The following is a 9,244-nucleotide window of genomic DNA, read 5'->3' on the forward strand; positions in this document are numbered from 1 at the left end:
TGTAAGAGGTAAGAGGTAAGAGGTAAGAGGTAAGAGGTAAGAGGTAAGAGGTAAGAGGCAATAGGCAATAGGAAATATGGAAAAAACAATCTGTACCTCATAGATATGATAAACGCTATAAATGTACAACGGTTTAAGCAATTTATTACCAAAAACCATCCAGTTTGAGAACAAAACTAGGCAAAATTGGTTCTCCCAATAATTTATTAGGTTGATCTAATACTACTTTAGGTTGCCCACACTGATAAATCTCCACTTGCTTGGCTAATCGATTGAATAACCAACCCAATTTAACCCCATTATCTAAGTATTCCTGCATTTTTATTTGGGCTGGTTTCAGGCGGTGGGAGACATTAATTCGATCACAAAATCTGGTGCTAGGGGTGGAAATTTTTCCCGTTGTGCCAGTGTCAGAGCCTCCCATCTTTCCCGCTTAACCCAAGCTACATCGGGTGAACGATCAGCTCCATTAGGTAGATGAAATCCTGTGGATGAATCAAACACTATTCCTAATTGAGATTGTTCATTCCAGATTCCCAAACGAATTAGAAGATTAGCATTTCTTGCTCCTGTCTCTCCACCGGTTGGAGCCATAATTACCAAATCTCCTTCTACGGTTCGCTCTAGTTTCCAGTCAGGATTAGCACAACACAGGTCGTAAAACTGTTGGGATGTTAGTCTGGCATTTTCTGGCATCCTCAGGATTGATTGTGTCATGAGCAAAGGGAATAGGGAATAGGGAACAGGGAACAGGCAAGAGGGAGGCAAGAGGCAAGAGGCAAGAGGCAAGAGGCAAGAGGCAAGAGGCAAGAGGCAAGAGTAAATGTGGCGTAGGGTGCGTTAGGGACGGGCTCACCCTCATTTTCCGCCTCTTCGTCCCTGGTTGGGACAGCCCGTCCCGTAACGCACCACTCAGGACCTTACTCTTATTTTACTCATATCTTGCAGCAAGTTTAAAATTCACCTGTCAAGCTAGGGAATAGGAAACGGGGAACAGGAAACAGTTAGAATATTTTACTATTTTACTACTTAAATTGATGGTGATTACTGTAGTTATTTAGTTTTTTATACTGGTGCAATATCTCTCTTTTAGGAGCGAATTATTCTGGTGCATCTCAATGCATGCTGTTTGACACGGTGGTGCGTTACGGGGCGGGCTATCCAAAGCCTGGCTACGAGGCCGAAAATGAGGCCCCCCCTAACGCACCCTACGCAACTTTTTTACAAATATGAGATGTACCAAATTATTCTAGCATTATCGTAAAAATTAATAGTTAAAAACTAAGCGTTAGCGTAGCATACATTTCAGGATATCGCGGTTTTTTATTAATCCTAAAACTCCCCAAAAAAAACTTTTTAAAAACCCTTGACAATTAAAAATATAATCATTACAATAATCATTAATTACCACAATGAGTTCAATTGTTAAATTATGCGACAAGGATTTACTCAAAACTTCAAGAAACAACTTGCTCATCACACTCTGAAAGGGTCTCGGGAAGCAGTAATTTATAGCATGCACACCATGTATGCTCTAGGCTATGCCGAGATTTGCGAATGGACTCCTTTGGAGCCGACTGACGTTCCAGGCGAAGTTATGACTACACTAAACAAGTATTGGCTGTTGCCATAACACCTTGAATTTCTGGGGGGGTTTCCCCCCCAGTCAAAGGTTCCGGTCTGCTCTAATAGGATCACATCAGGTTAGGTTTGGTAACTGAGTGACATAGCGATGCAGCGCACCTAACAACAATTTCAACGGACTTATTGTGGAGTTGAAATAGCCGTGGATAGTATTTCCAGGGCTATTTTTTTTAGTTTTGGTAGCGCTGTTGATTCGATAAAATGTAAGCTATCAGCTATCAGCTATCAGCTATCAGCTATCAGCTATCAGCTTATACTTCACAGGCTAGAAGCCTGTGCCACACTATAGCTTTTACTACTTCCCCTTGATTAGCTGACAGCTGACGGCTGACGGCTGACGGCTGACGGCTGACGGCTGAATGCTTACGCGCTGTTTATTCGATTAATTGAGAAACCCTATAGTCTGAATAGACAAGCGGCTGGGAAAATTAAATATTCCAGGAAAAAGAGTTTCCAGATAAACTGATAAAAACTAGCGATCGCATTTTTATCCTCCAAGTCTACCTGGTAAGAGCGCCACCACATTACTGCCAATGCCACCAGATGGGTTCCTACCAAGAAGAGAATATTTACTGAACCGAGGAGCAGCACACTAGCTAGCACCATAGCCAGATAGCAAGCAGTAATCACCCCCCGTGCTATATTAAATACCGCCAATTTACCGAGGCGGATGGTAAAGGTAGTGATATTGAAACGCTTATCCCCATCGATATCTGGGACATCTTTGAATATTGCGATCGCAAAGGAAAAGACTAAGATAAACCAAGTCAATGCCCACACTGCTGCGGTGGGCATCATCACTTGTCCCTGTTGCAATGCCCAACTAAAGTGTAAAAACAGACCTAAATTAACGATTGCTCCCCGCACTGAAAAAATACATAGCGCTGCCCAAAAGGGAAACCGCTTCAGGCGGATCGGTGGCAAGGAATAGGATGTACCAATTGCCAAACCAATACTGACCATCAACAACAACCACGGTCCCAATAACCAAGCCAACAGTAGCGCTAGGATACCAGTTAGCGCCACAATCCCCTGACCTAGTTGCAGAGAAAACTCCCCTGCAGCGATGGGAAGATGGGGTTTATTAATCCGGTCAATCTCCACATCGTGCAATTGATTTAGTCCTACGATATAGACATTAGCGCACAAACAAGCAATCCAAGCTCCCAGCAGTTGACCGAACCCTTGCCAAGTCCAACCACTGTTAGTCATGGACACAGCAATGACATAGAGGGCAAAAACACTCAAACTCGTCCCAATAATCGTATGGGGACGAGAAAATTTCCAGAAACTGTACAGCCAAGCGGCTGGTTGCTCCAATAGATTAATTGAGGAAGGAGTAGATGCTTTAGACGAAATCTGACTCATGGATTAGGTTAATAGTATTAGGGATTAGGGGTTATAGTAATGGTTAATGGTTTTAACTTCCGACAAAATTCATCCCACATCTCAAAACGTTCGCGTAGCGTGGCCATAGGCCAAGGATGAGTGTGGGATGAATTTTGCACAGAGTCTTTCACAAAAGACCAATCGATGTGTTATATTGCATATACTGACTTTCAAAGCCGTTCGCGTAGCGTGGCCTTCGGCCATAAATGCTGGGGAGTTGGTGAAACATTATTAAAAAATTCAAAAAAATAGAGCGGCAGGGCAGTCCGTTCTTAAAGCCCAGCGCCTCCTAAGCAATAGCTGGATTGGCTGGGAAGCCTAAACTGATTCTATTGAATCAGTGTGGGAGCTGTCACTACTTATATCATCTCAGGATAATTACCCTGAATAAAAATCTCCCCATCTCCCTATCTTCCCCTCCTGGGAGGGGTTAGGGGTGGGTTCCCATCTCCCCATCTCCCCACCTCCCCATCTTCCCCTCCTGGGAGGGGTTAGGGGTGGGTTCCCATCTCCCCATCTCCCCATCTCCCCATCTCCCCACACTTCCCACACTTCCCACCCTATCCCTAATCCCTAATGCCCTACACCTGTACCGGCGTCCGATAATCTCTTCTCTCCTCGAAATTCCCTGCTGGGTCTTCCTCAAGATTAGTAATTAAACGAACCCCGCGCTTAAAGGTAAGGTAATGCCATGCCCACTGAATCATTACCAGTAACTTGTTATCAAACTCAATCAGGAAGAAGATGTGGATAAAAATCCAGGCCAGCCAAGCGAGGAAACCAGAGAACTTAACAAACCCCAAATCCACTACTGCGGCATTCCGTCCAATCACCGCTAAATTGCCATAATCCTGATAATGGAAATCCGGTAGTGTCTCCTGCTTGAGGCGCTTCTGAATCAGAGTAGAGACATACTTGCCTTGTTGCATCGCCACTGGCGCAACTCCTGGTAGGGGTTTACCAGTTTGATGAGAGAAATTCGCCAAATCACCAATCACAAAAATATCCGGATGTCCGGCCAAGCTCATATCCGGTTGTACTATCACCCGTCCAGCCCGGTCTAACTCCGCACCAGTAGCCTCTGACAGCGCCTTGCCCATGGCAGACGCTTTCATCCCTGCTGCCCACAGAACAGTTTTGGCGTTAATTTCCTCTACCTGCTCTCCTCGACGCATGGTAACTATATCGTTATCAATATTAGTAACTAGGGTCTTTGTCTGTACTGTCACCCCTAACCGTTCCAGAGACTTTTGGGCTTTTACTGATAACTCGGGTGGGTAAGGAGGCAAAATCCGATCCATCCCTTCCAACAGCAAAATCCTCGCTTCGGACGTATCAATGTCGCGGAAGTCATTTTTTAAGGTGTCGTAGGCCAATTCTGCCATGGCCCCGGCTAATTCCACTCCAGTTGGTCCGCCTCCTACCAACACAAAGGTCAACCAAGCGCGACGTTTCTCGGGGTCAGTTTCTTTTTCTGCGGCTTCAAAGGCAGAATAAATGCGACGTCTAATGTCTAGGGCATCTTCAATGGTTTTCAAACCAGGAGCGTCTTTTGCCCATTGATCATTACCGAAGTAGTGGTGGCTAACGCCAGTGGCCACGATCAGGGAGTCGTAAGATAGTTCTTTGTCTGCTAGTTGAACGGTTTTCTGGTTCGGGTCAAGACCAATTACTTTCCCCATCAGCACTTGAGTATTTTTCTGGTGACTCAGGATTGCCCGCAGGGGTGAGGAAATATCACCAGCGGATAAGCCCCCGGTAGCCACTTGGTAGAGTAGGGGCTGGAACAAATGAAAGTTGCGTTTATCGATTAGAGTTACTTTCACTGGTGCCTTTCTCAGAGCCTGAGCAGCATAGAGTCCACCAAATCCACCACCAATAATGACCACATGGTGAGGAGTAGTGGTCTTTGCTTCACTAACCATAGAACTAACCATAGAACTAACCATAGAATCTCTTACCTCTCCTGAATTTATTTACTATTGATTACGAATAACTCCCCTGGCTTAACCGTAGACCTTTTGCAAAAGTCAATTAGCAGGTAACTATCGTAGTTATCACGCTGTTGTTGGCTATTTACGCAAGAGGTCTCGTCTTTCCCGATGCTTCTTAATATAAGTTAACATTAAAAACTATTAAATGTGTCGTGAAAACCACCCAATTTAAGAATATAATTATAAGTTTAATTTTGACTTAACATAAGATCCCCAAAACAAGCTAAACCTAGATGGTCAATCCTGGGAATTGTCAAGGTTTGGTAACACTTGGTTGTTATTCGAGTCAGTGTGATGCACATTGGATTTCTCAACCCTCACGGTAATTTTGACCATAAAAATAGCTACATTAGCGAACATCCCGATTTCGGTGGTCAGTTGGTTTATGTCAGGCAAGTCGCAGATGCGATCGCAAAACAAGGTCACCAAGTAGATATTCTCACCCGCCAAATCATAGATCCGGATTGGCCAGAATTTGCCGAGACATTTGATGGCTATGGGAGTGTAGACAACCTCCGGATTATCCGATTGCCAGCCGGACCAAAACAGTTCCTGCGCAAAGAATTGTTGTGGCCCCATCTCGTCCAAGACTGGGTCCGAAACATCCTGGAGTTTTATCGAGAGGAAGGTAAGTTACCCGATATCATGACTACCCACTACAGTGATGGGGGAGTGTGTGGGGTGGTGATTGAGCAACAGACAGGGATACCCTTTACTTTCACAGGTCATTCCCTGGGGGCTCAAAAAATGGATAAACTGCAGGTCACTCCTGAGAATCTGGCTCAAATCGATCACTATTACAATTTCCGATACCGAATCCTAGCGGAACGGTTGAGCATGAACCACTCAGCCCTCAATATTACTAATACGGCACAAGAGCGGTTCCAACAGTACAGTCATCATGCTTATCGTGGAGCAGTCGATATCGAAGATGATCATCGATTTGCCGTGATTGCACCGGGAGTCAATAGCTCTGTTTTTGGTTCCGATGCGATCGCTCATAATGAAGAAGCGACTTATCAACTGATTGAAGAGCGATTGCAGCGGGACATCAGTGAGTCACGGCGCAATCTACCCGCTATCTTGGCATCCAGCCGTTTAGATCCCAAGAAAAACCTCCTCGGTTTGGTGCAAGCCTTTGCTAACGATGTGATCATCCAAGAGAAAGCCAATGTCGTGCTGATTACTGGTGGATTGGATAACCCCTTGCAAGAAAAAGTCCACGATCAACAGACCGAAAAACTAGTAATAGGTCCTATTCGGGAAGTAGTACGAGAAAAAAATTTGTGGGGTAAAATTAGCGCTTTTTCAGTACCCGATCAACCAGCACTAGCCGCTTCCTATCGGTATTTTGCTCAGCGTGGTTCCGTGTTTACTCTTACCTCTTTGTTTGAACCCTTTGGTCTTGCTCCTTTAGAAGCAGCAGCGGCTGGATTACCGATAGTGGTGACAAAAAATAGTGGTGTTGGTGAAAGTCTGAAAGTAGGAGATGAAGACTATGGTATGTTAGTTGATCCGAGTGATCCAGCAGATATTGCTAGAGGCATCAGGGAAATACTTTGTGATCAACAACTGTGGCAAAATTTACAGAAACGTTGTCAGCAGTATGTGTTGGACTATTACACCTGGGATAGCACCGCTTTCAACTACTTGAGCCGAATCAAACAAATTCTTTATCAACCATCAGCAAATCCTGCTGCTGAATTACTTCCTATGCATTCTTATTTCCGTGATCCACAGCCAGAGAATGATATTTCTTTGGAAGAATTGAGCTACTGGTATTTTGTTGACGATTATAGCAATCCTATCTGATTCGTCAAATCTAGTAGCCGAATAGTGCCGAAATATATCGCTATAACCCTTGAACCGCAAGGATTTAAGATTTTAATAAAATTACGAAAAATTGAGGAGTGCTATAGCTGTCGCGCTTTTTTTTTATACATTTTTTTGTGGTTACGATTTTTTATGATACAATGTTTTAGAAACGAATTTTAAATTCCTTACAAGCCTGCTCCAGAGAGACTTGCCAGTTGATTGAAGTGGCAGATTTAAGTCGATAGACTGTTGAATTTCTAGTAGAGACCTACATTTCTTATGAAAGTAACTCCAGAGCAGATAAAGACTGTATACGATCAAAGCAATGCGGTTCAACATTACTTATCTAAGAGTCGTCGTGACGGTGTAAAAGTTGATTGGGAGGAGCCGTTCTCTCGTTCAGTGTTTAAGCAAGCAATCGCCCCAGTGAGCAAAAATAAGGGGGAGAAACTACGGGTTGTTGATATTGGTGCAGGCACAGGTGATGGATATGTTTTGCTGTCAACGCTATTGTTAAAAGACCCAGAACTAAGTGGTAGGTATGAGCTAGAGTACTTGGGAGTTGATATTAGTACCCAAATGGTGGAAACTGCCATAAATTTATATGGTAACCACAGTAACGTTGGGTTTGAATGTGCGGATATTCGGACTAGCAAGCTGGCTCGACCCTTCGATTTATATCTTTCTTGCGGCGTTCCCTACTCTCATCTGACTCACAAGGAGCTTGACCAAGCCTTAAAGATGATTGTGACCAATGTTTGCGAGAATCGCTCCCGGTGTGCTGTGATTGTGGATGTTTTGGGGCGCTACAGTATCGAGTGGACACCCCAATGGCAGAACAGCCGTTGGAATTACTCGATGAGCTTTTTCCAGAGCGAAGGGGATAAAGACCCTACATGGATGAGTTTTTACTCCCATGAACACTTGCAAAAAATTATGCAGCAGGCAGCCAATGCCGTAGGCTGTCCTGTTGAGAAGTTTCAGTTTTTCGATCGCTCGATTATGGTTGGTCGCCATACCTCAACAAGGCAGTTTAACCCAGGGTTGCCCAAGTATCGCGACCTAGTCAATAGTTTGCTCTCACCCTCACAACAAACAGACTTAAGCCAACTAATCTTCCAAGTGGAGTTAGGAGCGGCACCAGAGCACATCTTAGATTTCTTCAGGAAATTCTCTGGTTGGTGGAACCGTTTGGTGAGTGACGCCACAGAGCTATTGGGTGAGCCTTTGGCGGTCGCTCCCGTTGAGTTGCCCCCTGAGGTTCAAGGATTTAAGGCAGCGGCCCAGCAAGAATTACAAGAGATTTCTGACAAACAGCTGTACCGACAGAAAGTCGAGTTTATGCTAGCTCAAGCGTTGCGGAAATTGGAGGCAACGCAACAACCGGGCTATGGTGTGGGTCATGACCTGTTTGGGGTGATGTGGTTAGACGCCACCAGACTCTAGCTTTTGTAGCTTCTTGATACTTTAAGTGGTTAGTAGAGTAGAGATGGTATTTGCTCTCACTGATCTGCTATCCTCATGTTGTTTATCGGTGGAGCTGGGATTATGGCTTTTTTAGTAACCAATGATGATGGGATTGATGCTCCCGGCATTCACGCATTGCACAAAGCATTATTCCAAGTAACAAGCGATCGCATTGCGGTGGTTGCGCCTAAACACCACCAGTCCGGCTGTGGCCATCGGGTCAATATTCGCACAGTTATTCCAGTGGAATGGCGATCGCAGACTGAGGTGAGTGTAGACAGTACCCCCGCTGATTGTGTGCGTTTGGGGGTCAACTATCTCTACGACGATATCAAGTTTGTTGTCTCTGGGATTAATGGGGGCTGCAATCTGGGCTCGGACATTTATCCCTCAGGAACCATAGCGGCGGCTAGAGAGGCCACAATACACGGCCTTCGCGCGATCGCTTTTTCTAATTTTAAGAGAACTGACTGGGAACTTGACTGGGAAAGAGCAACACAATGGACGGTTCGGGTGTTGCACAAGTTATTAGACCAACCGTCTGAGCCTGGCACCTTCTGGAGCGTCAACTTTCCCCACCTAGAACCAGACGCACCCGAGCCAGAGATCGTCTTTTGTTCCCTCTGTACCCGTCCTCTACTGACAGAATTTGTAAAGCAAGAGGACGGATATCTTTATGTGGGAGATGACATCAACCGCAAATCTGATTCAGGAACAGATGTTGACGTGTGTTTGTCGGGCAATATTGCGATCACCCAGATTAGATTATCATAAATTCAAATATAGCGTTTCTCATAGCTATGAGGTACACATTATTTTTTCCCTGTTCCCAGATCCGCTGTTCCCAGATCCGCTGTTCCCTGCTCCCTGCTCCCTACTCCCTACTCCCTAATCCCTACAAAATTGTAACAGCACACGTCTGAAACCCAATCACC

10 protein-coding genes and 1 pseudogene are annotated in these 9,244 nt (G+C 45.0%); 5 read left to right on the plus strand and 6 right to left on the minus strand.

Annotated elements, in window-relative coordinates:
* Positions 1 to 145 precede the first annotated feature (145 nt).
* Together F6J99_RS35945 and F6J99_RS35950 are read right to left on the minus strand one after the other, a co-directional pair.
* Positions 146 to 696 (minus strand): annotated as a pseudogene (locus F6J99_RS35945) (Uma2 family endonuclease).
* Positions 641 to 862 carry a hypothetical protein gene (locus tag F6J99_RS35950; protein WP_293120376.1) on the minus strand — a complete coding sequence of 74 codons (222 nt, stop codon included), beginning with the start codon at positions 860 to 862 and terminating at the stop codon, positions 641 to 643. Before F6J99_RS35950 ends, F6J99_RS35945 begins: the two are co-directional and overlap by 56 nt.
* A gap of 570 nt (positions 863 to 1,432) precedes the next feature.
* On the opposite strand from F6J99_RS35950, the gene F6J99_RS35955 reads away from it, so the two are divergent.
* Positions 1,433 to 1,633, plus strand: a complete 201-nt coding sequence (locus F6J99_RS35955; protein WP_293120378.1) for a hypothetical protein — start codon at positions 1,433 to 1,435, stop codon at positions 1,631 to 1,633.
* A 407-nt stretch (positions 1,634 to 2,040) separates the two neighbouring features.
* Here F6J99_RS35955 and F6J99_RS35960 read toward each other — a convergent pair whose 3' ends face one another.
* The 4 genes from F6J99_RS35960 to F6J99_RS35975 form a co-directional block, all read right to left on the minus strand.
* Positions 2,041 to 3,012 carry a homogentisate phytyltransferase gene (locus tag F6J99_RS35960; protein WP_293120380.1) on the minus strand — a complete coding sequence of 324 codons (972 nt, stop codon included), beginning with the start codon at positions 3,010 to 3,012 and terminating at the stop codon, positions 2,041 to 2,043.
* A 17-nt stretch (positions 3,013 to 3,029) separates the two neighbouring features.
* Entirely contained in the window at positions 3,030 to 3,164 is a 135-nt protein-coding gene (locus tag F6J99_RS35965) for a hypothetical protein (RefSeq protein ID WP_293120382.1), read from the minus strand.
* A 247-nt stretch (positions 3,165 to 3,411) separates the two neighbouring features.
* Positions 3,412 to 3,558, minus strand: coding sequence for a hypothetical protein (locus tag F6J99_RS35970; RefSeq protein WP_293120384.1), 147 nt, complete (start codon positions 3,556 to 3,558; stop codon positions 3,412 to 3,414).
* A 56-nt stretch (positions 3,559 to 3,614) separates the two neighbouring features.
* Positions 3,615 to 4,982, minus strand: coding sequence for an NAD(P)/FAD-dependent oxidoreductase (locus F6J99_RS35975; protein ID WP_293120386.1), 1,368 nt, complete (start codon positions 4,980 to 4,982; stop codon positions 3,615 to 3,617).
* A 339-nt stretch (positions 4,983 to 5,321) separates the two neighbouring features.
* Between F6J99_RS35975 and F6J99_RS35980 the strand changes: the two genes are divergently transcribed.
* The 4 genes from F6J99_RS35980 (at position 5,322) to F6J99_RS35995 (ending at position 9,232) form a co-directional block, all read left to right on the plus strand.
* On the plus strand, positions 5,322 to 6,839 hold the full coding sequence (locus F6J99_RS35980; protein ID WP_293120388.1) for a glycosyltransferase: 1,518 nt from the start codon (positions 5,322 to 5,324) through the stop codon (positions 6,837 to 6,839).
* Positions 6,840 to 7,121: 282 nt separating this feature from the next.
* Positions 7,122 to 8,288 carry a class I SAM-dependent methyltransferase gene (locus F6J99_RS35985; RefSeq protein ID WP_293120390.1) on the plus strand — a complete coding sequence of 389 codons (1,167 nt, stop codon included), beginning with the start codon at positions 7,122 to 7,124 and terminating at the stop codon, positions 8,286 to 8,288.
* A gap of 102 nt (positions 8,289 to 8,390) precedes the next feature.
* The gene (gene surE, locus F6J99_RS35990; protein ID WP_293120392.1) at positions 8,391 to 9,083 is read left to right on the plus strand and encodes a 5'/3'-nucleotidase SurE; all 693 of its coding nucleotides are present in this window, start codon (positions 8,391 to 8,393) and stop codon (positions 9,081 to 9,083) included.
* 26 nt (positions 9,084 to 9,109) lie between these two features.
* Complete coding sequence (locus F6J99_RS35995) at positions 9,110 to 9,232, plus strand: hypothetical protein (RefSeq protein ID WP_293120394.1); 123 nt, start codon at positions 9,110 to 9,112, stop codon at positions 9,230 to 9,232.
* Positions 9,233 to 9,244 lie beyond the last annotated feature (12 nt).

It is taken from the genome of Moorena sp. SIO4G3, from assembly GCF_010692305.1.
Lineage (GTDB): Bacteria > Cyanobacteriota > Cyanobacteriia > Cyanobacteriales > Coleofasciculaceae > Moorena > Moorena producens_A.

What these genes read in the sequence shown, in the direction of transcription:
- F6J99_RS35985 (WP_293120390.1), top strand. Translation starts at nt 7,122, where the DNA reads ATGAAAGTAACTCCAGAGCAGATAAAGACTGTATACGATCAAAGCAAT.
- F6J99_RS35970 (WP_293120384.1), bottom strand. Translation starts at nt 3,558, where the DNA reads ATGGGGAGATGGGGAGATGGGAACCCACCCCTAACCCCTCCCAGGAGG.
- F6J99_RS35950 (WP_293120376.1), bottom strand. Translation starts at nt 862, where the DNA reads ATGAGGGTGAGCCCGTCCCTAACGCACCCTACGCCACATTTACTCTTG.
- F6J99_RS35975 (WP_293120386.1), bottom strand. Translation starts at nt 4,982, where the DNA reads ATGGTTAGTTCTATGGTTAGTTCTATGGTTAGTGAAGCAAAGACCACT.
- surE (WP_293120392.1), top strand. Translation starts at nt 8,391, where the DNA reads ATGGCTTTTTTAGTAACCAATGATGATGGGATTGATGCTCCCGGCATT.
- F6J99_RS35980 (WP_293120388.1), top strand. Translation starts at nt 5,322, where the DNA reads ATGCACATTGGATTTCTCAACCCTCACGGTAATTTTGACCATAAAAAT.
- F6J99_RS35995 (WP_293120394.1), top strand. Translation starts at nt 9,110, where the DNA reads ATGAGGTACACATTATTTTTTCCCTGTTCCCAGATCCGCTGTTCCCAG.
- F6J99_RS35955 (WP_293120378.1), top strand. Translation starts at nt 1,433, where the DNA reads ATGCGACAAGGATTTACTCAAAACTTCAAGAAACAACTTGCTCATCAC.
- F6J99_RS35960 (WP_293120380.1), bottom strand. Translation starts at nt 3,012, where the DNA reads ATGAGTCAGATTTCGTCTAAAGCATCTACTCCTTCCTCAATTAATCTA.